We start from the raw sequence: 24273 nt of genomic DNA, 5'->3' as shown, positions 1-24273 counted from the left end.
GGCCGTTAGACCTCGTTTCGGCTACCGAGGGGGTTTAGTGGATGGCGCTCGCACCAGATCGAGCCGCGATTAAGGCACTTGAGGACGCGCTTGCGGCTGTGCTCTCAGCGGCCGGTAGCAATCCTCCCCAAGCGGTTGTCCGTCGGATTCGTGAGGGTTTGGCGGCACACGCCGACGCGGTGGAAGCGGCGCGTTCGTCCACCGATCCAATTCGTATGCCCCGCACGACGTTCGATCCCGCCGATCCAAAAGCGATCGGCCGAATGGTCTCGATCGCGCTCCTTGCTCAACCTCTCGTGGCTTTGACCGATGTTCGGTCGGCTTATGGTTCGGGCGTCTATGCGATCTATTATCGGGGCGATCATCCGCTATACGGCGGCATCTCAGGATCAGAGACGCCGATATACGTCGGTAAGGCTGATCCTGCGAACGACGATGCCAGCACCACGCGTGAGCAAGGCCCAAAACTCACGGGGCGTCTATTGGAGCATGCGGGCACGATCGGCACGGCGGAAGGCTACGCTGACAAGCTTCCGTCCCATCTATCCGCCATAAAGCTCGCGGACTTCGTTTGCCGCCGACTTGTCTGCGCTACAAATGCCCAACTAGTCGCGGAAAAGCATCTCATTCGGACCTTCTGGCCGATCTGGAACTCGGAAACCAAAGCCTGTTGGGGAATGAGCAAGCATGGTGACGCGGCGACCACGCGAGCCAACAAGCGCTCCCCGTGGGACGTCGTGCATCCTGGACGACTCTGGGCATTGGATGAGCGGCTGGCGGACTCGCTGACGCCGTATGAGATCGCCAAGCGAATCGTCGCGACGCTGGAACGGGTGCCGGCGCGACAGGATCATGCCGCGCTACTGAAGGAGATGTTGGCCGGGTTTCGTCAGGACGATGCCGTTTCAGTGGTTCCCGAGATTCCGCCAGTGGGTGAGGACGTCGCGGGTCCCGAGCCGGATGAGGCTGGCGGTGTCGACGACGAATGAAACGGATGCCGCCAGAAGTGCGCAGATGTCGCGCATACGAGCGCGTGACACCAAGCCGGAAATGCGCGTGCGTGGGGCGCTTCACGCGGCGGGATTGCGATACCGTCTTCATGCGAAGGATTTGCCCGGAAGGCCCGACCTTGTCTTTCGGGGCCGGCGGATAGCACTATTCGTCCACGGGTGCTTCTGGCACCAGCATCCGGATCCGAATTGCAAGCTCTCTCGAATGCCAAAGTCGAAGCTCGATTTCTGGCGCCCGAAACTTGAGGGCAACAGGTTACGCGACGAAAAAACACGATCCGCGCTGGAAACGGATGGTTGGACGGTGGTCGAGGTTTGGGAGTGCGAGACCAAACCTGACTACTTGCGGCGGCTGATTGCTAGACTTCAGACGATAAACCCGCCGCGCACGGCGGAGGATAAATCCCGATCCATAGTTGGGGCAAAGGCGGGGAAATGACTCAGGAATTGGATCTCACACCCGCGCCGCGCGTGCTGCAGATGCTCGGCGAAATCAATCTCGAGCAATGGCGGTGCCTGGCCGAGCTCATCGATAACTCCATCGACGGTTTCATTGACGCGGCCAGGGCCGGCGCGCCGATCGCACAGCCCGAGATCGCGGTCAGCATACCAACCGCCGATACCGAAAACGCGAGGGTGTCCGTCAAGGACAATGGGCCGGGTATGTCCCTGAAGACCTTGGAGAACGCGCTTCGGGCGGGCTGGTCGGGAAACGATCCGCTGTCAAAGCTCGGCCTTTTTGGGATGGGTTTCAATATCGCCACCGCGCGCCTTGGTATCGTGACCGAGGTTTGGACAAGCCGGCGGGGCGATCCAGAACAGGTTGGCGTTCGCATTGATCTTGAGGAGCTTCGCGCCTCTGGGAATTATAAGGTGCCCCGCCAGACGCGCGCCAAGGCGAATCATGAGGACCACGGCACGGAGATTGTCGTGACGCGGTTGAAGCCCGAGCAGCGAGCTTATCTGGCGCGAGCGAACAACCGAGCAACAATCAAGAAGCATTTGGCCAAGACTTACTCGTCGCTTCTCTCCAATTCGGAAGCGGGGGCGATCCGGTTGATGCTGGGCGGCGCGAGGGTCACGCCACTCCGCCCTTGCGTCTGGGACGCCAGCCGGTCGGTAGAGCTACCTGATGGCACCACCGTTAGCGCTGTAGAGCAATTCGACGTCGCGCTCGCCCCACGACGATATTGCGAGCATTGCATGCGGACGTTGGCGAGTGATCAAGAGCAGTGCCCCACTGGAAGCGCTGAATGCGCGATCGTCGAGACCCCGCGCAGGGTCAAAGGCTGGGTCGGCATCCAAAGATACTTGGACAAGACGGACTTTGGAATCGACTTCATCAGAAATGGGCGAAAGATTGAAATTGGGACCAAGGATCTTTTCATCTGGAATGACGGGGAGACCCAGGAGGTCGAGTATCCGATCGATGATCCGCGAAGCCGGGGTCGCTTCATAGGAGAGATCCACCTCGACCATTGCCAGGTGAGCTACACTAAGAATCGCTTCGAGCGAGACGATCCGGCATGGAACGAGATGGTCCGGGTGGTTCGAGGCGAGGGCCCGTTACGGCCCAACACCGCGCGCCAGAAGGGTTTCGATGGCAATCGGACCCCGCTGTACAAGCTGTTTCAAGCTTTCCGCCGCACCAGCCCTCAAGGCAAGAATGGTCTGTGGTCTAGGATCATGGTCGTTCAGGACAACGATCGCGCCCAGCAAATGGCGGGTGCGTTCGCGAACGCCGACGCCGAGTATCTGACCGACGAGCGCTGGTGGCAGCTCGTTGAAGAGCAGGACGTGAAGATTCTCGGCGACACGCCTGGCGCCGGCGATGGTGCAGCGATTCCTCCGGGTTTTCTTGGAGGCGATGCCGATCCGGAAGGCGCTGGCAGTGGCGACGGTGGCGGCGCCCCACCCAGCGGCGAGCAGCCTCCTGCCGCATCCCCGGTAACGCCCGAGCCGGCCCCCGCGCGGCGGCCGATATTCGAGCTCACCCGCAAGTACGTTCATCCTACATACCGCGCGGAGTTCGACGTCGAGGCTTTCGCCGTCGATCCAGCTGACCCACAATTGCCGGCGGGTCAGCCGTGGGCGGTCCGCTTAGACAACGTCGCGACACGCACCTATTCGTATCTCGTGGATACGGCACACGACGTGTTTCGATCCTCGACGATGACTCCCCTCGACGCTTTGCTCGTCGATCTGACCTACCGGACAATCGAGTTTCTCCGCGGGCATAGCCAGGATGCCACGCCGGCGGGTGTCCTCGCGGATTTTCGCGCCGAGTATTGCGGCGACACTCGACTGGACGAGCAGGAAATCATCGCACTGGCGAGCAGTATCCTAACCGATATCTGCCGTTCCGTGGCCGGCCTTCTCAACGGGCAATCCGCCGAGGCAATGTATGCCGAGCTAACGGATCGCGAGAAGGAAGGAATAGCTCGCCGGATGGCCGGTCGCGGTGTCGCAGATCCTCGAGCGCTCATCGGGGACGGCCGGTACTGGGACTATGCCGATGGCGGCACGGTTCGCCGCTTCTTCCAGAGACATCCCGAGCTATTTCTCGACGGGAAGTATTGGGAAGATGTGTACGCCGCTCTTGATTTCGGCGCGCCCGATGTCACGACCGACGCGAAGGCGGCAACGGTCGCGCGCTATGACGCATATCTGGGGGACGCCATATGGCTCGCTGATCAAACGCCGGCAGATTTGGCAAGGGCCTCGCGAGACACCGTGATCCGAGCGACTTGCTCGCTCCGTCTTCTCAGACCGGACGTCATGATGTGACTGCGGAACCATTCCTACACGCCCAACGACTGCTACGGGGGCCATGGCAAGCCTTCGAGCGGGACGTGGCTCGGCTGCTCGTGTGCAATGGTTTTGAGGATGTCAGGCTCATCGGGGGTTCTGGCGACGCGGGCGCCGACGTCCTCGGCGTCAAGAACGCCGAGCTGTGGGTGATACAATGCAAGTTCACCACCAACGGATATCCGTCGCCGGCCGCTGTCGATCAGGTCGGCGAAGCGGCACGATATTATCAGGCTGATCGAATCTATGTCGCCACGAGCCGCCGCGCCGGCCCCGCGATGCAGGCCTCGGTTCGCCGCTGGGCGGCGCTTGGTATTGAGATCGGTGTTCTTGAGCCGGCGAGTCTGCTCGAGATGGCGCGGCGCAGTCCGGAGTACCCGGCCAGCAGACGCGATCTTCGCGACTATCAGCTCGATGCCGTTGATCGGTTCGTTGGATCCCTGCGCGAAACGGGTCGGGGACAAGTGGTCCTTGCGACAGGACTCGGAAAGACAGTTGTACTTGCCGAGAGCGTCGCCCAGCTTTTTCGCGACGAGGCGGTACCTGGCGGTCGGGCGTTGGTGCTCGCCGGCACGAGGGAATTGGTCGATCAGCTGCAGAGAGCGTTTTGGGACCAGCTTCCGAAGTGGGTTCCGACCCATCGCTTGATTGGCGGCGAATTTCCCCCCGAATGGAATGGGATCACGTTCGCGACTGTTCAAAGCGCCGTGTCGCGGCTCGACCAGTTGCCTGACTTTGGGGTCGTCCTGATCGACGAGGCGCATCATGTGGGGTCCGATACCTTCCGCCGAGTAACCGACAAGATGGCTGAAGCGATGATTGGGGGTGTCACAGCGACCCCATGGCGTGGCGACGGCTATGACATTGACCACCTGCTGGGCCCTCCGGTCGTGCGAATTGGGATCGCGGAAGGTCTCCGGCGGGGATTCCTTTGTGAGGCGGACTACCGCCTACTAGCGGACAATATCGATTGGTCATTCGTTCGATCGCACTCACGCAACAGCTATTCGATCACACAGCTGAACAAGCTGTTGTTGCTCCCGACGCGCGATGAGGAAGCGGCACGCGCGATCCGGGACACCTTCGACAAGGAGGCTCGACGCTCGGCGATAATCTTCTGTTCGTCGGTTACTCACGCGAAAAGCTTCGCGGCCATGCTGAGGCTGTTCGGTTTTCGCGCCGAGCCAATCACCGGCGACATGACGCCTCGGGAACGAGATCGCACGATGGTGGCCTTTCGGAAAGGGTCGTTAGACGTCGTAACGACCCGTGACTTGTTCAACGAGGGCGTCGATGTCCCCGACGTTGACATGATCGTTTTCATGCGGGTCACGCACAGCCGGCGGATCTTCGTGCAGCAACTGGGCCGGGGGCTACGTATCAGCCCCAGGAAAAAGAAGGTCGTCGTTCTCGACTTCGTTAGCGATCTGCGCCGCCTCGCTGAGGTCGTCGAACTTGAGAAAGCCGTGCGAGGCGATGTCGAGCGGTTGCGTCTGCCTGGCGTCATCCAATTCCGTGACGAGGGCGCCGGGAGCTTCATGCTGGATTGGATGAAGGACCAAGCCGATTTATTCACCCGCGAAGGCGATCCAACGCTTGAGCTGCCCGCTTTCGATTTCCCAGCCCCTCATAGCAGAGGCGGCATTCAATGACGGCGATTCCAACAACGGTACGCGATGCGTTGAGGGACAGGCTCTGGGCACAGTGCGATGACCTCGGATGGATGTCGCTACCCGACACAGAACGCGCGCGTTACTACGAGCTTTGGACGCGCGATGCCTCGATCGGCGGGCAGTTGGCCCATGTGATGGATGCGCGAAAGGTACGCGTGTACATCAAGGATTCGTTGGTGAAGCCCTATGTCCGGGCGCGATTATCACTGAACGAAGCGGAGGTCTGGCGATTACTCGGGCTCACGAGCAGGGACCGGGCGGTCCACATCTATATCAAGCCTCATGGACGCAGGACCGAGGATGGCCGAGTAATCGGATGGGGCCGCAGCCGAGATTGGAAATCCGTCTTAATGGCGGTTTTCGAGCGCGGCCGGGCGCACAGATCCTTTTCTTCGTTTGGTGTTGTCCTATTGGAGAGCGGGAAGACTGAGGCCGAACGATCCCGTGGACTTGTTCGAGAAGCCGCGCAACGACTTGGTATCGAGAAATTAGCCTGGCTGGAGTGATCATGAGGGACAAGTATCCGGGCTGGTATCCAAAGTCGGCAACGGAGGCTTCGGCGTTGTGGGACAACGCGATTTTTGTCCCCGATGCAAACGTTCTGTTGCACTGCCTCCGTCACCCCGCCGCAGTACGTGAAGAGCTTCTGCGACTGTTCGATGCGCTAAGGGGGTCGTTGTGGATTCCGTACCAAGTTGGGCTTGAGTTTCATCGCAACCGCCTAGATGTCGAACTGGGTGCGCAGGATGCCTATGAGGCATTGATAAAGGATCAGGAGGCGGTTCTTGAGAAAGCGCGCGAGAGGCTGCGTCAGCTCCGCGCCCACCCGACGATCAGCGTTGCTAAGGAACTGGCGGCGCTAGATATGTTCGCCGGAGACTTTCGCGGCCGAATGATTGCGGCGCAGGCAGCGCACCCGGTTGAGGAAATCGCCGCCGCCGTCGCCAGGCTCACACAACTCTTGGACGGGCGAATTGGTGACAAGTGGAAGCCCGAGCAACTCGCTGCGGTGAAGAAAGAGGGCGAGGATCGGTATTCGAAGAAGGTTCCACCTGGATACAAGGATGCCAAGAAAGACGGTGGAGAGATCGACAAATTCGGTGACCTCATTATCTGGAAAGACATGATCGCGAAGGCCAAATCCGACAAGCGGCCTATAATATTTATATCCGACGATGCCAAGGAAGACTGGTGGTGGATCCATAAAGGCCGGAAGCTCGGTCCTCGCCCGGAGCTGATTGAGGAGTTTCGAGCAGGGTCCGACCAGGATTTTCACATCTATGAGTTCGGCCAGTTCTTGCGGTTCGCGGCGGAGCGCTTCCCAGAAATCCAAGCCGGTGTCGATCAGGTGGAGAAGAGCTTGCAGGACGACGAGCGTGCTCGTCGGAGACAGAGCGAGGTAGCGGAGGCAATCGAGACACGGGCGAAGGTTCGGGAGCTTGAGGATGAACGAGATCAGATCGTTGCCGTGTTGTCGGGCGCGCCTGGCGCATCGATGCCGGTCGCGCCAGTCGATAGGGTCGCCCTCAGAACACGGCTGGGCGAACTTACTGCGGAATTGGAAGCCCACCAGCAACGACCAGATGACGCGGTCTTAGCAACGCCGGGCGGCGATGATTCCTCGGCAACGGAGGAACGCACACCATGAGCCGCGCTATGATTGCTTGTGCCGTCGATTTCCGTAGGTTCGATCGATAGGAAGCCAGCATTGCACAAGATCGAGGAATTCGTCGACGAACGGCAGAAGTCGTGGTGCATCCACTGCGCGAGGCCGCTCGCGGGCCTTGAAACCAACGAGGATCACGTCCCGTCAAAGAGCCTCTTGGCAAAGCCACGCCCACACCACCTGCCGATCGTGACAATCTGCAAGGAGTGCAACACCAGCTTTTCGTTGGATGAGCAATACGTGGTGACGTTCCTGAGTTGTGTCCTGGCAGGTTCGACCGACCCGGAGAAACAGTCGAACGCGAGCGCGGCGCGTGCTCTGGCCGATAGCGCTGCTTTGCGCGCGCGGATCGAGCGATCGCGAACAGAATATGTGACGCGCGGTGGCGAGACACGTGTCTTATGGAAACCGGATTCGAGTCGCGTCGCGCGTGTGGTGCTGAAGAATGCGCGTGGGCACGCTTATTTCGAGTACGGCGAACCGATGTTGGATGCTCCGGCCCACATGTCGATGATCCCGCTGGAATGTATGACGACGGAGGAGCGCCAGGACTTTGAGGGGCTAAGCGGCCCAGGAAGCCTCGCGGCGTGGCCGGAGGTCGGGAGCCGCATGCTGACACGCCTACTTACGGGCGAGGACACGGAAGGCGAATGGGTCGTCGTCCAAGAAGGAATCTACCGCTATTCCGTCCAGCAGGACGGCGGCCCGAGGGTGCGGTCCGTCCTTTCGGAATACCTCGCCACCGAAGTTCAATGGGAGCATTAACCCGCTGAGCGGCATCCGTTCATAGATGTATGGCGAAGCTTGGGTTTCAACGGCAGTTAAGATTCGCCAACACACCCGAAACTTGGAGCAGGCGAAGGGATTCGAACCCTCGATCCCACCTTGGCAAAGTTGTGGCCCTTGGATCGGCCATGCGCCAAAACCCCGCCGCTAAGGTAGCATCTGGCGCTTTAGGAGATGGCAGCCATTCACATCTCTGTGAACCGCCGCGCCAGAAAACACCGTTTGAAAAGCCGTTTGAGTCGGCGTGCCTCAAACGGTGAATTTTGATAAGTCCTTGATTTCGATGGTGGGCGCACAAGGGCTCGAACCTTGGACCCGCTGATTAAGAGTCAGCTGCTCTACCAACTGAGCTATGCGCCCATCGAAAGCGATGACCCCAGGCCGTCGCGAGGCCGGGGGTGTAGCAAAGGCGCGGCGCCCTGTCCAGCTTCGAAATGAAGCGCGACGGGGCGCCGGCGCGAGATTCTAGTTGCGCGCCTTGTCGACCAGCTTGTTCTTGCCGATCCAGGGCATCATCGCGCGCAGCTTTTCGCCGACCGCCTCGATCTGATGCGCGTTGTTCCTGGCGCGCGTCGCCTTGAACGAGGTCTGGTTGACCTTGTTCTCCAGCATCCAGTCGCGCGTGAATTTACCGGACTGGATGTCGGTCAGCACGCGTTTCATTTCCGCCTTGGTGTCGGATGTGATGATGCGCGGGCCGGAGACATATTCGCCATATTCGGCGGTGTTGGAGATCGAATAGTTCATATTGGCGATGCCGCCCTCATAAATCAGGTCGACGATCAGCTTCACCTCATGCAGGCATTCGAAATAGGCCATCTCCGGCGCATAGCCGGCCTCGACCAGCGTCTCGAATCCGCCGCGGATCAGTTCGACCAGACCGCCGCACAGCACCACCTGCTCGCCGAACAGATCGGTCTCGCATTCCTCGCGAAAGCTCGTCTCGATGATGCCGGCGCGCCCGCCGCCGATAGCGCAGGCGTAGGACAGGCCGAGGTCATGCGCATTGCCGCTGGCGTCCTGATGGATCGCGATCAGGCAAGGCACGCCGCCGCCGCGCACATATTCGGAGCGCACGGTATGACCGGGACCTTTGGGGGCGACCATCAGCACATCGAGATCGGCGCGCGGCTCGATCAAGTTGAAATGCACATTGAGGCCATGCGCGAACATCAGCGCAGCGCCCTTTTTCATATTGGGCGCGAGTTCGGCGCGATAGATGTCGGCCTGCAGCTCGTCCGGCGTCAGCATCATCACGATGTCGGCCCATTTGGCCGCGGCGGCGACGTCGAGCACTTTCACCTTTTCCGCCTCCGCCTTCTTGGCGGAAGCCGAGCCCGGACGCAGCGCGACCGCTATGTCCTTAACGCCGCTGTCGCGCATATTGAGCACATGGGCGTGACCCTGGCTGCCATAGCCGACGACCGCGACTTTTTTGCCCTTGATGAGATTGAGATCGGCATCACGATCGTAATAGACGCGCATATCAGGTCCTTCGCTGGCGTTTCCTAACGCTTTTTTGGATTTGAAACGGGTCGAGCCCGGAGCGCCCGGGTCGGCTGAGCGTTTCTTAGGGAAAAGCCGGGCGCCGATCAAGCACGCCGTGCCCGCGCGGCGGCGTTGTTTTCGATCGCCGCCCGCCAGAGAGAGAAACGGCCCCTACGCCGACATAGATGAAAATTCTGGATAATTAGATATTTATGTGTTATTTTCTATTTTACAGAAATGACGCATGCTCAACAATCCAATATCCTCCCATGCCGCCGCACAGAATCCCGCGGCGCTTGCTTCCGACGCCGTCGCCTCGATCATCGAGGCCGGCGGCCGCGTCCTTATTGCCCAGCCATGGCGGGTTGCGCGGATCGTTCGCGGAGCCGATGCAATGACAATCGACGCACTCGCCAGCCATATGGCGCGCCGCCGCCGCGCTGGGCCGCCAGCCGACCTCAATCTGGCGATCGCGCTTGCTCAACTCGCCCTCGCCATAGCGTCCCCGCGCTTTCGCGCCGCCTGGGCCGAGTGGCGATCGGCGCAGCACAAGGAGTAAACGCGCGGGCCGATCCCGCGCCGCTCTTTGCGAAGCGCGGCTTCGGTTCTATGCTGGCGGCTGAAATCGAACACCGAGGGGATCGCCATTGTCCGCCAGCTTTTCGCGCCTACGCGCCATAGCCGCCGCCGTCCTTCTCGGTTTGAGCGTTTCGGCCTGCGGCTACAACACCATTCCGACGCTCGAAGAGGCCGCCAAGGCGCAATGGGCGCAAGTCCAGAACCAGTATCAGCGCCGCTCCGATCTCATCCCCAATCTGGTCTCGACCGTACAGGGCTACGCCAAGCAGGAAAAAGATGTGCTGACGGCCGTCACCGAGGCGCGCGCCAAAGCCACCGCGATCCATGTCGACGCCGCCGATCTCACCGACCCCGTCAAGGTGAAGCAATTGCAGGACGCGCAGAATACGCTGTCCGGCGCCCTCGGGCGCCTGCTTTCCGTTAGCGAGAACTATCCCGATCTCAAGTCCAACCAGAATTTCCTCGCGCTGCAGTCGCAGCTCGAGGGCACGGAAAATCGCATCGCCGTCGCGCGCAAGGATTATATCGACGCGGTGCGCGCCTATAACGTCGCCTTGCGGACGTTCCCGAGCGTGATCTGGGCGTCGACCTTTTTCAGCGGCAATAAGCCGATGGCCGAATTCACGGCGACGGACGACGCACAGGCCGCGCCGAAGGTGAAATTCTGAGCGCTCTTCTCTCCGCGATCTCTCCGGGGCGCTTTTGCGCGCTTCTGGTCGTCTTGTTCGGTTTGACGCTTGCCGCTCAGGCGGACCCAGCCTTTCCCGCGCTCACGGGACGGGTGGTCGACCAGGCAAACGTCATTTCCCCTGAACAACGCGCTTCCCTCGAAGGCAAGCTGAAGGCGCTCGAGGACAAATCCGGCATCCAGCTTGTCGTGGCGACCGTTTCCTCGCTCGAAGGCCAGGAAATCGAACCCTACGCCAACCAGCTTTTCCGCACCTGGAAGCTCGGCGAAGAGAAGAAGAACAACGGCGTGTTGTTTCTCATCGCACCCAAGGAACACAAGGTGCGTGTCGAAGTCGGCTACGGGCTCGAAGGAACGCTGACCGACGCGACTTCGAAGATCATCATCGCCAATGCCGTCGCGCCGCGCTTCAAGGCCGGAGATTTCAACGGCGGCATATCGCGCGGCGTCGACGACATCATCACCACGCTGACGACCGATTCGTCGGAATGGCAGAAGCCGGCGCAGCAGATGCGCCCCGAGGATTCTGAGAGCTGGGCGGCGCCTGTCCTGCTTCTTCTTTTCATTGCGATCTTTATTTTCATCATCGTCGGCACCGTCCGCCAACAAGGCGGCGTCGGCCGCGCCCTTATGTATATTTTGATGAATGTTCTGCTGAGCGGCGGCGGTCGAGGCGGTTCTTCTTTCGGAGGCGGCGGAGGCGGCGGTTTCTCGGATGGAGGCGGAGGCGGCTTCTCGGGCGGCGGCGGATCGTCGGGCGGCGGCGGCGCCTCGGGGAGTTGGTGATGGTGCTGGCGCATGAAGAAGCGGTCCGGATCGAGGCGGCGCTGCGCGCGGCCCAGGCGCGCTCAAGCGGCCAGATCGTCTGCGTTCTTGCGCGCGCCTCCGCCCATTACGAGATCATGCCATTGATCTGGAGCGCCCTCATCGCTCTGGCGACGCCATTGCCGCTGCTGTTTTTCACCGAATTGTCGGCGGAGCGCATTTTCATCGCGCAACTCGCGATCTTTCTTGTCACGCTGGCCGTCCTGTCGTTGCCGAGCCTCCGCTTGCTCCTCACCCCGCGCAGCGTGCGCCGCGCCAACGCCCATCGCGCCGCCCTCGAACAATTCGTCCTGCGCGGCGCGACCCATTGCGCCGAACGCAACGGAATTCTCATCTACGTATCGCTTGCCGAACGTTATGCGCGCATCGTCGCCGACGACGGCGCCGCCAAAGCCATCGACCAGAGCCAATGGCGCGCCATTGTCGACAAGCTGACAAACGCGATGAAGACAGGCGCAACGGGCGACGCACTGATTGGCGCCGCGACCCATTGCGGCGACCTGCTCGCGCGCCATTTCCCCCCGCATGAGGGGCGGGCGGCGCAGGTCTTCCAACGCTTTCACGTTCTTTGAACCTGCCCCGGCGCCTGACGGCGATCCCGTGTCATCGCGCTCCTATAGGCTTTCGGCGTGAGCCCGGCGGATTTATGGAACTGGCGGGTGAAGGCGGCCTGATCGGCATAGCCGCATTCCTGCGCGACGATGCTGATCGGATCATCGGTCTGGCGCAGGCGATTGCAGGCGCGTTCTATCCGCGCCCGCGTCAGATATTGCCCGGCGGAGAGGCCGAACAGCGCCTTGATGCGCTGATCGAACTGGAATACCGACAGTCGCGCCCGCGCCGCCAGATCCGGCAGCCGTAGCGAAGCGTCGAGATGGTCGTGGATATAGCCGAGCACGGAGGAAAGCGCGGTCACATCGGGTTGCGGGCTGGTCAATGTGGGAACGTCGCGCGAAATGCCCGAGAGCCCGACGATTTTCCCGTCACGGCCCGATAACGGCTCTTTCCAGGTCAGGCACCATCCCTGCCGCCTGTCGGGATAAAGGTGCAGTTCGAGCCGCCCATTGATTGACAGTCCCTCCTTCAGCACGCGCCGATCCTGATCGTCGAAGCGTTCGCCAAGGGGAGCAGGAAAAACTTCGCGCGCCGTCCGCCCGATGAGGTCGGCTTTGCTGGCAAGAGCGCAGCGGCGAACCAGCGCGTCATTGACCGCGACATAGCGCGCATCCCGGTCCTTGAGGAAGAAGACCGTGTCGGCGATGCGGTCGAACAATTCCTCGCCCAGGAACGGGCGCCCAAGCGTATTCAGAAAATCCTGTCGGCAGTCGCCGTGCGATCTCATCGGCGCAGATATTGTGCAGGTTCTCGATTTTCCGCCAGTGTTTCAGACAAGATCGGAACGGCCATCCGTGGGAAGCTGCGCGCCATCAGCCAATTCCGTCCTCGCCGGACAGAGACAGGAGCCTCCGCCATGGCCTCAAATATATTCAAGGGCGTCATTCCCGCTCTGATGACGCCTTGCAAATCCGATCGCACGCCCGATTTCGACGCGCTCGCACGCAAAGGACGACAATTGATCGAAGCGGGCATGTCGGCCGTGGTCTATTGCGGCTCGATGGGCGATTGGCCTTTGCTCACCGACGAGCAGCGCATGGAAGGCGTCGAGGCGCTCGTCAAGGCGGCCGTCCCGGTCATCGTCGGCACGGGCGCGCAGAACTCCGGCCGCGCCGCCGCGCTCGCCGGCCACGCCAAGAAGGTCGGCGCGAAGGGGCTGATGATTATCCCGCGCGTCTTGTCGCGCGGCGGATCGGCGGCCGCCCAGCGCGCGCATTTCTCCGACGTGCTTGAAGCCGCCGTCGATCTTCCCTCCGTCATCTATAATAGCCCCTATTATGGCTTCGAAACCCGGGCCGAGCTCTTCTTCGAACTGCGCCGCCAATATTCGCACCTCGTCGGCTTCAAGGAATTTGGCGGCGCAAAATCACTAAGCTACGCGGCCGAACACATCGCCGGGCAGTCGCCCGACATCACGTTGATGGTCGGCGTCGACACACAAGTGTTCCACGGTTTCGTCAATTGCGGGGCCAGCGGCGCGATCACCGGCATCGGCAACATATTGCCTGAACAAGTGTTGCATCTCGTCGCTCTTTGCGAACGCACCGCAAAGGGCGATGCCACAGCACGGCGGCGGGCGCTCGAACTCGAAAGCGCGTTGGTGGTTCTCTCCAGCTTCGACGAAGGGGTCGATCTCGTCCTCTATTACAAGCATTTGATGGTGCTGGAAGGCGACGCGGAATATGCGCTGCACTTCAACGCATCCGACGTCCTGAGCGCGAGCCAGCAGCGCTTCGCCGAGACGCAATTGAAGCTCTTCAAATCCTGGTATACCGATTGGCGTCGCGCGGAGCGCTAAGACCCATGCGCGTCATCGACTCCCATACGGAGGGCGAGCCCACGCGGCTCATCATCGACGGCGGGCCGCCGCTCGGCCGCGGCCCGCTTGCCGAGCGCCGCCAGCTTTTCGCCGACACATTCGACCATGTTAGGCGTTTTGCCGTCAACGAGCCCCGCGGCTATGACGCCCTTGTGGGGGCGTTGCTGTGCGAACCGGAAGACCCGACCTGCACCGCCGGCCTGATATTCTTCAACAATGTCGGCTATCTCGGCATGTGCGGCCACGCCATGATCGGCGCGGCGGTGACGCTTGCCCATCTCGGGCGTATCGGCCTCGGCGCCCATCGCTTCGAGACGCCGGTCGGAATCGTCTCTGTCGAATTGACCGGCAGAAATGAAGCGGCCGTTGAGAACGTCGAAAGTTATCGGCATTTGAAGGCGGTTCGCGTCGAGATCGATGGTCTGGGGATCGTCATAGGCGACGTCGCCTGGGGCGGCAATTGGTTCTTCCTGACGGAATTCGCCCCATGTCCGCTGGTCATCGGCAATATTCCGACGCTGACGCAAGCGGCGCAAGCCATCCAGTATGCGCTCAAGGCGCAAGGGGTCACCGGAGCAGGCGGCGCGGAAATCGACCATATCGAAATCTTCGGCGCGCCTCGCTCGCCGGAGGCCGCCAGCCGCAATTTCGTGCTTTGCCCCGGCGGCGCCTATGACCGTTCGCCCTGCGGAACCGGAACCAGCGCCAAGCTCGCCTGCCTTGCCGCGGACGGCAAGCTTGGCCCAGGCGAGCGCTGGATTCAGGAGAGCATCATCGGCAGCCGCTTCGAGGCGCACTATCGGCCGGGCGAGCGCGGCGGAATCATTCCACGCATCGGCGGTCGGGCTTTCATCTGCAGCGAGACGAACCTCTGGCAGGACCCCGCGGACCCATTCCGCCACGGCATTGGCGGGGGATAGAACGAGGGTCCGGCAAGACTGAGGATGCGCTTCGATCGCAACTCGGCGGCTGGCTCAGCTCTGCCCCTCGCCCGTCACGCGCCAGATCACATCGCCCACATCGTCCGCCACCAGCACGGAGCCATCGGGCCCGATCGTCACGCCGACAGGTCGTCCGTAGGACGCCCGCTCGTCTGGCGCCAGGAACCCCGTCAGAATATCGCGCGGCGGCCCGGCCGGGCGTCCATCCACAAACGGCACGAAGACGACCCTGTAACCGCTTAACGTGCTGCGATTCCAGGAGCCGTGCTGCCCGATGGCCATGCCGTCCGGAAAGCCCGGAAGCGTGCCGGCGGGCAGCCAGCAGAGGCCCAGCGACGCGGTATGGCCGCCCAGCGCATAGTCCGGCGTGACAGCTTTGGCGACCGCGGCCGCGTCCTGCGGCACCCGGTCGTCGACCGTCTGTCCCCAATAGCAATAGGGCCAGCCATAAAAGCCGCCGTCGCGCACCGAGGTCAGATAATCGGGCGGCGTCTCGTCGCCGAGGCCGTCGCGCTCGTTGACCACCGTCCAAAGCGCACCGGTATGCGGCTCCCATGCGAGGCCCACAGGATTGCGCAGACCGCCGGCGAAAACGCGGCTCGCGCCGCTCGCCAGATCAAGCTCGTAGATGGCCGCGCGGCCCTCCTCCACGTCCATGCCGTCGTCGGCGATATTGGTGAGCGAGCCGACGCCGACGAAAAGTTTCGACCCGTCGGGGCTCGCCAGCAAGCTTCGCGTCCAATGGCCGCCAGGCTTGAATGTGGTCAGCTTCCGCCCCGGCGCGGTAATGCGGCTGGCCCCCGCGGCATATGGGAAGGCCACCACGCCATCGGTATTGCCGACATAAAACGTATCGCCCAGCAGCGCCATGCCGAACGGCTGGTTCAGCCCTTCCAGAAACGTCTCCCGGATTTCGGCGACGCCATCGCCATCCGCGTCACGAAGCAGCGTGATGCGATTCGGGCTGTCGCCGACAGCGGCGGCGCGTTTCATCGTGCTGAACATGGCATAGTCGAACGCGGTCTTGATGGGGCCGGCCTGGGTCAGCGCCTCGGCGACGAGCACGTCGCCATTGGGCAGCGCGTGAATCCAGCGGGGATGCTTGAGACCGGCTGCGAACGCATTGACCTTGAGCCCGGGCGCCGCGACCGGCGTCTGTCCTGTCGTCCATCCCCTCGCCGTCGGCATCTTGAGCGTCGGAAGCGCGCCCTGCGGCTTTGCCGCCGGGATCGCCGGAGCGCCGCCCAACGCAGGCTCGTGCGCGCCGCCCTGCAGCCGCCGCAAGACAACCATGACAGCGCCAATCAGCGCGACGATGCGTGCGAAAATACCGGACAAGCTCATTGCACTCTTTCTCCTGGGTCGCGCGCAAACTAGCCGAAGCGGGCCTGCGTTGGAACCGACGATATGCGCGCTTGCACAGCCGGAAGCAGGGGCCGGGAGTTTTCTACGCGGTCGACGCGTTGGATGTTGAGGGCGGCCCGCGACGGCCAGGCATTCCAAGCTATAACGGTGATAGCGCAGACAGCAATAATAGGCTGCGCGCGCATGAATTCGAATTACACCATCCCCGCGCGCTTGACCACGCGAAGGAAGAAGGCAGATTGAGACTTATGACAAATGAAACCCACCTGAAATACGATACAACCACGATCGCGCTGCACTGGTCCACGGCGGCGCTGGTCGTCGTGCTTTGGATCATCGGTCAAACCGCAGATTGGCTTCCTCGCGGCGCGGTCAAAACTGATTATTGGTCAATACATGTCCTGCTCGGCTTTGCCCTCGCTTTTGTGCTGGCGTGGCGAATCCTATGGCGCAGCCTTGGCGGACGACGGCTGCCCGCCGCCGATTCCGGCATTCTCCATTTCCTTGCCGAAGCGACGCATTGTTTGCTTTACGCCCTGCTTCTGACAGTCGTAGCGCTCGGCGTCGTCAACGCGTTTGTTCGGGGTTCCAGCCTTTTCGATATTGTCAATGTGCCGCAGCTTGGCGACTCGGCTTTGCGCCGACCTATAACCCATTGGCATGGACTCGCCGCCAATATCTTGCTCGGCCTCGCGTTTTTGCATGCGGTGGCCGCGCTCATCCATCATTACGCCCTGAAAGACGAAGTGCTTCGACGAATGGCGCCGCATCGCTATTAGCTCCTGTTTTGATGTCGCGATTCGTCTCCCGAAGACTCGGCGCCATAAGGAATTTGCTCATCCCTTTCCGCCCGGTCCGCGCGTGAGTTGAAAAATGCGGAAAGCGCCCCCGGCAGCGCAACCGCTGCGTGCGAAAATACCGGACAAGTTCATTGCGCTCTTTTCTCCTGGTCGCGCGCAAACTAGCCGAAGTCGGTCTGCGTTGGCATCGACGATATGCGCGCTTGCACAGCGGAAAGCGGAAGCAGCGAGCTTTCCGCCCGTTCGATTTTGGACGATGAGGCCGATCCACGATCGCCCGGGGAACTGGGCCCGCAGGGTTCGCTGCCCCGCCTTCCTGCACAGCGCGTGATGATTTATGGTCGAGCCGTTGATCGTCATTGCGAGCGGAGCGAAGCCATCCAGAGGTCGTGACGTCCGGTGATTAGTGTCGTCGCGGAGGTCCCGCTTAAGGGTTGGTCCCGACGCACCGGCGTGCGAACCGCCCGGCGTCACGATTTCTGGATGGCTTCGCGCCGCTCGCAATGACGGCTGAGCCTTTTCGACCGGGAATCCTCCCGCGCCAAAGCGAGCCTCCTCTGCGCAGCCCTAACCTCTTCTCCATCCCCGCCGGCGCGCCCTTTCTCGCAACGCTCAGCCGCGCCCTACTCGATGGCGCGCTGGTCGAGGGCTTTCCCGGCGACGCGGGCCCGCTCGCTCTCGCGCGCGCCACCATCTACGTGCCAACGCAGCGCGCGGCGCGCGCGCTGAGCCAAGCGCTGGTCAACGCCAGCGGCGGCGCCAGCCTGATCCTGCCGCGCATCGCGCCGCTCGGCGCTTTCGAGGCGACGCAAGATGGCCTGCTGTTCGAGGAGCCAAGCGATCTCATCACGGAGGCGCCGGACGCCGTATCCGAACTGATGCGGCGGATGATCCTGGCGCGGTTGACGCGCGCCTGGGGGCAGGCTTTGCGCGGCGCTATCGCCCGGATCGACGTCGATGGGCAATTGCTGTTCCACCCCCATGAGGCGCCGCTGGTCGCCGCCAGTCCAGCGCAGGCTTTTTTTCTGGCCGGCGATCTTGGCGCACTGATCGACGACATGATCATCGAGGGCGTGCCGTGGGAGCGGCTCGACAGCCTCGCGCCGGGCGATTTCGACGCCTATTGGCGCATCACGCTCGATTTTCTCAAGATCGCCATCGCGCAATGGCCGGCGTGGCTCGCCGAGCGGGGCCTCGTCGACCAGGCGGCGCGCGGCGCGCTGCTGGTGGAGCAGGAGATTGCCCGGCTCGCCGCCGGCGCGATGAAAGGGCCCGTCGTCATAGCGGGGTCGACCGGAACGAACCGTGCGACGGCGCACCTGATCGCGGCGATCGCGCGCGCGCCGCAAGGCGCGGTGGTGCTGCCTGATCTCGATTGCAGGCTGGACGAGCCTTCATGGCGGATGATCGGCGCCGATGGCGAGACAATCGCCGGCCATCCGCAAGCCGCCCTGTTCCGCCTGCTCAGCATTGTCAAAGCCGAACGGGACGACGTGCGGCCATTGGGGCATGTCGCGCCCACGCTGCAAAGCCGCGCCCGTTTCTTGAGCGAGGCGTTGCGCCCTGCCGATTCCACCGACCTTTGGCAAGCCCAGGGCGCGATTCGCGCGGAGGGCGTCGACGAAGCGCTGGAAGGCGTCACCATTATCGAAGCAAACGACGAAATCGAAGAGGCGCTCGCGCTCGCCATTGCGATGCGCGCCGCGCTCGAGGTTCCGGGAAAGACGGCGGCGCTGATTTCGCCCGACCTGCAGATCAGCCGGCGCGTCAAGGCGGAACTCGCGCGCTGGGGCGTCGAGGTCGAGGATTCGGCCGGTGAAAAGCTTGGCCAGACCGCCGCCGGCGCTTTTGCGCGGCTCATCCTTGGCGCGGCGTTCGAGGGGCGTGCGCTCGATCTCCTCGCCCTGCTCGCCCATCCGCTCGCGCTTCTGGCGCGTCCGCGCCACGAAGTCGAAGCGGCGGCGCGCGCATTGGAGATCGGCGCCTTGCGCGGCGTTCTGCCGGCGGGGGGTCTCGACAATGTCGAGGCCTTGTTCGAAGCCGCGAAGAAATCGGCGAGCGATCCCCATGCGCATGACGCGCGCAGGCGATTGAGCGCGGCAGAATGGAACGCCGCCGAACGTCTGCTGCGCGATGCGCGCGCCGCGCTCGCGCCTTTGCGCGATTTGCCAGCGAACGCGCCGCTCGCCGATTTCGTCGCCGCGCACGCGGCGACGCTCGACCGATTGACCGAGAGCGATGCGCTGGTCGAAGCGTCCGGCGGCGAGACGCTGATCGCGCTGATGGAGGAATGGATTGAGGCCGCACAGCATGGTTTTGCCTGCGAGCGCATCGATTACATCGCTTTGTTCGATGCGGTCGCGGCCCAGCAACGCGCGCCGGATGCGGGCGCCGCGCATCCCCGGCTGCACATTTTCGGCCTTCTGGAAGCGCGGCTGCTGTCGTTCGATCTGACCTTGGTCGCCGGCCTCGACGAAACGGTCTGGCCGCCGCAGGCGCAAACCGATTCGTTCCTCAACCGCCCGATGCGCGCCGCGCTCGGCCTGTCGGCGCCGGAGCGGCGCATCGGCCAGACCGCACATGATTTTGTCGCCGCGCTCGGCGCGCCTGAGGCGATCCTCAGCCGAGCCAAAAAACGGGGCGGCGCGCCGACCGTCGCCTCGCGCTTCTTGCAGCGCATGGGCGCGGTCGCGGGCGAGGCCGCCTATGCCACGGCCGGCGCGCGGGGCGAGGCCTGGCTTGCGCTGGCGCGAGACATCGACGCGCCCGCCGCCATCGCGCCGATCAGGCGACCCGAGCCGCGTCCGGCGCTGGAATTGCGCCCCAAAAGCCTCAGCGTCACGCGCATCGAGGTTTTGCGACGCGACCCTTACGCGATCTATGCCGAGCGCATCCTGCGGCTGCAGCCGCTGGAGCCGATCGGCATGGTTCAAGGCGCTCGCGAAATCGGCACGCAATGGCACGAGGCGCTGAGCGCCTTTTCCGCGCATTTCCCCGGCGGCGAAATGCCGGGCGACGCGCGCGATGTCTTGGCGCGCATCGCCCGCGAGCAATTTGCGTCCATGCTGGCCGACCCTTCTTTCCGCGCGCTGACCTGGCCGCGCGTCGAGCGCGGGCTCGATTATTTCCTCGACTTTGATCGCGCGCAACGCGCGATCGTCGAGCGCATTCTGGTCGAGAAGAATGGATCGCTGGCGATTCCGCTGGCGACGGGCGCATCCTTCAAGCTCACCGCCCGGGCCGACCGCATCGATCTCATCAAGGGCGGCGGCGCGGTGCTGATCGATTACAAGACCGGAGCGCCGCCCGGCGTCGGCGAAGTGCAGGTCGGCTTTGCGCCGCAGCTCACACTGGAGGCCGCGATGCTTGCGCGGGGGGCGTTTCCCGCGGCCCATGGCGTCAAGGCGATCGGCGCGCTCTATTTGAAATTGGGCGGCGCCAAAGGCGGCGAAACGCGCGAGCTCGTATTCAAGGACGCGAGTTTCGCCGAAATCGTCGAAAAGCATTTCGGTGAATTGATCGTCTTGCTTGAACAATTTGCGAAAGTTGAAACACCCTATCTGTCGCGCCCCTATCCGAAATTCGCCAGCCGCTTCGGCGCCTACGATCATCTGGCCCGCGTCAAGGAATGGTCGGCGACGGGCGGCCTGAGCGACGGCGACGGAGGCGGCTCATGAGCGCGCCAGCGGCAGGGCGGCCTGAGATCCCGCCGGGCGCGCGCGTGGCGCAGGCGCGCGCCTCCGATCCGCGCGCCTCGGCCTGGGTTTCGGCCAATGCGGGTTCGGGCAAGACGCATGTGCTCGCGCAACGGGTGCTGCGCCTGCTGCTCGGCGGCGCGCCGCCCTCGCGCATTCTGTGCCTGACCTTCACCAAGGCGGCCGCGGCCAACATGGCGGATCGCGTGTTCAAGACGCTCGCGCGATGGACGCAGCTTTCGGACGACGCTTTGCGCGCGGCGATCGTCGAAGTCGGCGCCGGAACGCCTGACGCGGCGCGGCTCAGCTTCGCGCGGCGCCTGTTCGCGCGCACGATCGAGACGCCCGGCGGCCTGAAGATCCAGACGATCCACGCCTTCTGCGAGCGGTTGCTGCATCTGTTCCCTTTCGAAGCCAATGTCGCGGCCGGCTTTCGCGTCGTGGAGGAGCGCGACGCCGCGCTGCTGCTGGAGCGCGCACGGGCCGAAGCGCTCACAGCAGCGGTGCGCAATGTCGAAGGGGAGCAACGGCTGGCCGCCGTGGCGCGCGAGGCGGGCGCCGACGGATTCGACAAATTGCTGCGCGAAGCGCTCGGGCTGCGCGCCGAAATCGTCGAGTCGATGGCCTTTTGCGGCGATTCGACCGGATATGGCGAGGCTTTGGCGGAGCGCCTCGGGCTGGAGCCGGGCGAGGATGTCGCCACGCTCGAAAGCGCGATGCTGACGGGCCTCGGCGGGCGGGCCAATTGGGTCAATATTGCTGTCCAATTCGATCAAGGCAGCAAGAAAGATAATGATTTAGCGGCCGCGCTGCGCGAGGCTGTCGATGCAAGCGACCGCGAGTTCACCCTCAAATCCTATCTCTCCGTCTTCTTCACCAAGGCGGATGAGCCGCGCGGCGGCGGCGATCGCAAGCTCATCACCAAACCGCTCGAAGCGCGCTTCCCTGGCCTGCTTGCGCGCCTGCAGGCCGAGCAGGAGCGCCTCATCGCCTTGCGCGAAAAACTCAAGGCGGCGCAAACGCTCGCGCGCAGTCTCATTTTGATCGAACTTGCCGCTGCGATTCTCTCCGCCTATGCGCGGCAAAAAGCGCAACGCGGCCTGCTCGATTTCGACGATCTGATCGAGCGAACTTTGTCGTTGCTCAGTCGGTCGGACGCCGCCTGGGTGCTCTACAAGCTCGATTCCGGCATCGATCACATCCTCGTCGACGAAGCGCAGGACACGTCGAAAGAGCAATGGGAAATCCTCAAACGACTGGCCGAGGACTTCACTTCAGGCAAAGGCGCGCGGGAAATAATCCGGACCTTCTTTGCAGTAGGCGACGAAAAGCAGTCGATCTATTCATTCCAGGGCGCCGCGCCGAAAATGTTCGCGGAGATGCGCAGGGAATTCGCGATGCGCCACAAGCGCGCCGAACTCGATTTCGCCGAAGTGCCGCTGCACCTTTCGTTCCGTTCCGCCGCGACGGTGCTCGAGGGCGTCGACAAGACGTTCAGCGTCGCGCAGACTTGGCGCGGCATGGCGGCGGATGAGGAGAAGGCGCCGCCGCATATCGCGTTTCGCAGCGCTTTGCCGGGCCTTGTCGAAGTCTGGGAGCCGATCGAGGGGACAAGCGAAGCGGTCCCAGACAATTGGCTGATGCCCATTGACGCGCCCTCCAGTCAAGACCCCGCCGTGCAGCTCGCCCAACGCATCGCCAGCGTCATCGGCGGCTGGCTGTCGCCCGGTTCGCATGAACGCGTGCATGATGCGCGAAGCGGCGGCTCCCGGCCGATCGCGCCCGGCGACATCATGATTCTTGTGCGTTCGCGCGGCGCTTTCTTCGAAGCGATGATCCGCGCCCTCAAAGAGGCGGACGTGAAAGCGGCGGGCGCCGATCGCCTGGCTTTGGGCGAGCATATCGCGACGATGGATCTTGTCGCCGTGGGGCGCGCGGCGCTCTCGCCCGACGACGATCTGGCGCTCGCCTGCGTCCTCAAATCGCCATTGATCGGGCTCGGCGACACGGACCTGATCGCGCTTGCGCCATTGCGCGAGGGATCGCTGACGCAGGCGCTCGCCGAGGCCTCGGACGAGCGATTCGCGCAGACGCATCGACGGCTGGAAATCTGGCGCGAACGGGCCCGCCATCTCTCGCCGTTCGCCTTCTATGCTCGCCTTCTAAGCGAAGATGGCGGCCGCCGCGCGATTCTGTCGCGTCTGGGGCCGGAAGCCGGAGACGCGATCGACGAATTCCTTTCGCTGGCCCTCGCTTTCGAGCAAAGCAATGCGCCATCGCTGCTCAACTTTCTCCAGGAGATCGAAGGCGCCGACGTTTCCGTCAAGCGCGACATGGAGGCGAGCGGCGACAGCGTTCGCGTGATGACCATCCACGCCGCCAAGGGACTGGAGGCGAGCATCGTCTTCCTGCCCGACACATGCGGCGGCCCAAGCGGGCGCCATGATCCCAAATTGTTTACGCTCGATGCGATAAATCCGGGCGACCCGCCACTGATCGCCTGGTCGCCGCGTGAAGCGAGCGATCCCTCCGGCGTCGCGCAAGCCCGCGCGGTCGTGCGCGAAGCGGCGGCTGGCGAACACCGGCGCTTGCTTTATGTCGCGATGACGCGCGCCGCCGAGCGGCTCGTCATCGCAGGCTTTCACGGACCGCGCGGCAAGGCCAGGGATTGCTGGTACGACATGGCGCGCGCCGGGCTCGATGGCGCCATGAACCCCTCCCCCTCGCCCTGGAGCGGCGATGAGCAAATCTGGCGCCTCGGCCACGCCTCGGTCGCAACGGGCGGCTTGCGCGCCGAAACGGTCAGTGACCGAGAACCGGCGCCGCCTTGGTTACGCGTCCGTGCGACGCCTGAAAGGGCGCCGACTGCGCTCAACCCATCGCGCGCGGCTGTAGCCCCCTCGACGATGGTCATTGGCCCGGCGCGCAAGAGCCGGCTTGAAGCGGGGCGTCTCAGTCATTCTCTCCTGCAATATCTCCCCGACATAGCCGCAGAGCAGCGGCGCGACGCCGCAATGCGGTTTTTGGCCAGACGCGGCTTGGAGACGCCGGTTGAGGAATATCGGGCCATCATCGAGCGCGTGCTGAGCGTGATCGAGGATGAGCGCCTGGTCTCGCTGTTCGGCGTCAATTCGCGAGCGGAGGTCGCGATCGCGGCGAACACCCCGCGGCCTGGCAGCGCGTCAGCGCCATTCGCGGGGCGCATCGACCGGATCGCGATTGACGAAGAGGGCGTGCTGATCGCCGATTTCAAGAGCGGCGCGCCGCACGGCCCGACGTCGCCTCAATATCTAGCGCAGCTCGCGCTTTACCGCGCGGCTCTGGCCCCGCTCTATCCCAAGCGGCCGTTGCGCGCTTTCCTCGTCTGGCTCGACAATCCCGATATTATGGAAATCGACCCTGGTGCGCTCGATCAAGCGCTCGCCAAACTTTTGACCACAATATGAAAATTGCCATGTTCATATTGTCGCCACAGTTGACGCGCGCGCGCTTTGCCTTGAAGAGGTCGCATTTTG

The 24273-nt window shown here is 63.1% G+C and carries 19 protein-coding genes and 1 tRNA gene; 16 read left to right on the top strand and 4 right to left on the bottom strand.

Translation table 11 applies throughout. The features are described 5' to 3' along the window. Positions 1-41 precede the first annotated feature (41 nt). The 7 genes from GSQ90_RS13500 to GSQ90_RS13470 are packed head-to-tail and all read left to right on the top strand — an operon-like array spanning position 42 to position 7922. Complete coding sequence (locus GSQ90_RS13500) at positions 42-989, top strand: Eco29kI family restriction endonuclease (RefSeq protein WP_158815350.1); 948 nt, start codon at positions 42-44, stop codon at positions 987-989. Beyond that, positions 898-1449 (top strand): very short patch repair endonuclease, encoded by a 552-nt coding sequence (locus GSQ90_RS13495; RefSeq protein WP_371418367.1) that lies wholly within the window; start codon positions 898-900, stop codon positions 1447-1449. Before GSQ90_RS13500 ends, GSQ90_RS13495 begins: the two co-directional genes overlap by 92 nt. Continuing rightward, positions 1446-3797, top strand: a complete 2352-nt coding sequence (locus GSQ90_RS13490) for an ATP-binding protein (protein WP_210254895.1) — start codon at positions 1446-1448, stop codon at positions 3795-3797. The genes GSQ90_RS13495 and GSQ90_RS13490 overlap by 4 nt, the downstream gene beginning before the upstream one ends. Continuing rightward, on the top strand, positions 3794-5470 hold the full coding sequence (locus tag GSQ90_RS13485) for a DEAD/DEAH box helicase family protein (RefSeq protein WP_158815348.1): 1677 nt from the start codon (positions 3794-3796) through the stop codon (positions 5468-5470). The genes GSQ90_RS13490 and GSQ90_RS13485 overlap by 4 nt, the downstream gene beginning before the upstream one ends. Then, positions 5467-5997: a hypothetical protein gene (locus tag GSQ90_RS13480; protein ID WP_158815347.1), complete on the top strand. Its 531-nt coding sequence runs from the start codon at positions 5467-5469 to the stop codon at positions 5995-5997. Before GSQ90_RS13485 ends, GSQ90_RS13480 begins: the two co-directional genes overlap by 4 nt. 2 nt (positions 5998-5999) lie before the next feature. Beyond that, the gene (locus tag GSQ90_RS13475) at positions 6000-7139 is read left to right on the top strand and encodes a PIN-like domain-containing protein (RefSeq protein ID WP_158815346.1); all 1140 of its coding nucleotides are present in this window, start codon (positions 6000-6002) and stop codon (positions 7137-7139) included. Between the two features lie 60 nt (positions 7140-7199). Then, entirely contained in the window at positions 7200-7922 is a 723-nt protein-coding gene (locus GSQ90_RS13470) for a hypothetical protein (protein ID WP_158815345.1), read from the top strand. Between the two features lie 305 nt (positions 7923-8227). Here GSQ90_RS13470 and GSQ90_RS13465 read toward each other — a convergent pair. Continuing rightward, a tRNA-Lys gene (locus tag GSQ90_RS13465) sits at positions 8228-8303 on the bottom strand. A gap of 105 nt (positions 8304-8408) precedes the next feature. Further along, positions 8409-9428, bottom strand: coding sequence for a ketol-acid reductoisomerase (ilvC, locus tag GSQ90_RS13460; RefSeq protein WP_158815344.1), 1020 nt, complete (start codon positions 9426-9428; stop codon positions 8409-8411). 247 nt (positions 9429-9675) lie between these two features. On the opposite strand from ilvC, the gene GSQ90_RS13455 reads away from it, so the two are divergent. The 4 genes from GSQ90_RS13455 to GSQ90_RS13440 all read left to right on the top strand — a co-directional run bounded on the left by GSQ90_RS13455 (position 9676) and on the right by GSQ90_RS13440 (position 12095). Continuing rightward, entirely contained in the window at positions 9676-9990 is a 315-nt protein-coding gene (locus GSQ90_RS13455) for a hypothetical protein (RefSeq protein WP_158815343.1), read from the top strand. 88 nt (positions 9991-10078) lie between these two features. After that, positions 10079-10678 (top strand): LemA family protein, encoded by a 600-nt coding sequence (locus GSQ90_RS13450; RefSeq protein ID WP_158815342.1) that lies wholly within the window; start codon positions 10079-10081, stop codon positions 10676-10678. Positions 10679-10731: 53 nt separating this feature from the next. After that, a complete protein-coding gene (locus GSQ90_RS13445) occupies positions 10732-11484 on the top strand; it encodes a YgcG family protein (protein ID WP_246731589.1) in 753 nt (250 codons plus the stop codon). Continuing rightward, complete coding sequence (locus tag GSQ90_RS13440; RefSeq protein WP_158815341.1) at positions 11484-12095, top strand: TPM domain-containing protein; 612 nt, start codon at positions 11484-11486, stop codon at positions 12093-12095. The genes GSQ90_RS13445 and GSQ90_RS13440 overlap by 1 nt, the downstream gene beginning before the upstream one ends. On the opposite strand, the gene GSQ90_RS13435 is transcribed toward GSQ90_RS13440, so the two are convergent. After that, on the bottom strand, positions 12083-12865 hold the full coding sequence (locus GSQ90_RS13435; RefSeq protein WP_158815340.1) for an AraC family transcriptional regulator: 783 nt from the start codon (positions 12863-12865) through the stop codon (positions 12083-12085). The two genes, GSQ90_RS13440 and GSQ90_RS13435, sit on opposite strands and share 13 nt — an antisense overlap. 129 nt (positions 12866-12994) lie before the next feature. On the opposite strand from GSQ90_RS13435, the gene GSQ90_RS13430 reads away from it, so the two are divergent. Continuing rightward, the gene (locus GSQ90_RS13430) at positions 12995-13936 is read left to right on the top strand and encodes a dihydrodipicolinate synthase family protein (RefSeq protein ID WP_158815339.1); all 942 of its coding nucleotides are present in this window, start codon (positions 12995-12997) and stop codon (positions 13934-13936) included. A gap of 5 nt (positions 13937-13941) precedes the next feature. After that, positions 13942-14877 carry a proline racemase family protein gene (locus GSQ90_RS13425; RefSeq protein WP_158815338.1) on the top strand — a complete coding sequence of 312 codons (936 nt, stop codon included), beginning with the start codon at positions 13942-13944 and terminating at the stop codon, positions 14875-14877. 54 nt (positions 14878-14931) lie between these two features. Here the strand turns inward: GSQ90_RS13425 and GSQ90_RS13420 are convergent, their stop codons facing one another. Next, entirely contained in the window at positions 14932-16242 is a 1311-nt protein-coding gene (locus tag GSQ90_RS13420; protein WP_158815337.1) for a sorbosone dehydrogenase family protein, read from the bottom strand. Positions 16243-16511: 269 nt separating this feature from the next. Between GSQ90_RS13420 and GSQ90_RS13415 the strand changes: the two genes are divergently transcribed. From GSQ90_RS13415 to addA, 3 genes are all read left to right on the top strand, one after another. Next, the gene (locus tag GSQ90_RS13415) at positions 16512-17042 is read left to right on the top strand and encodes a cytochrome b (protein ID WP_158815336.1); all 531 of its coding nucleotides are present in this window, start codon (positions 16512-16514) and stop codon (positions 17040-17042) included. Between the two features lie 524 nt (positions 17043-17566). Next, on the top strand, positions 17567-20740 hold the full coding sequence (gene addB / locus GSQ90_RS13410) for a double-strand break repair protein AddB (RefSeq protein ID WP_158815335.1): 3174 nt from the start codon (positions 17567-17569) through the stop codon (positions 20738-20740). Then, on the top strand, positions 20737-24204 hold the full coding sequence (addA, locus tag GSQ90_RS13405) for a double-strand break repair helicase AddA (protein ID WP_158815334.1): 3468 nt from the start codon (positions 20737-20739) through the stop codon (positions 24202-24204). Before addB ends, addA begins: the two co-directional genes overlap by 4 nt. Positions 24205-24273 lie beyond the last annotated feature (69 nt).

The sequence above is a fragment of the Methylocapsa sp. S129 genome, from assembly GCF_009765995.1.
Taxonomy (GTDB): domain Bacteria; phylum Pseudomonadota; class Alphaproteobacteria; order Rhizobiales; family Beijerinckiaceae; genus Roseiarcus.
The sequence above is the reverse complement of the archived record's forward strand: the minus strand, read 5'-3'. Positions and strand labels throughout refer to the sequence as shown.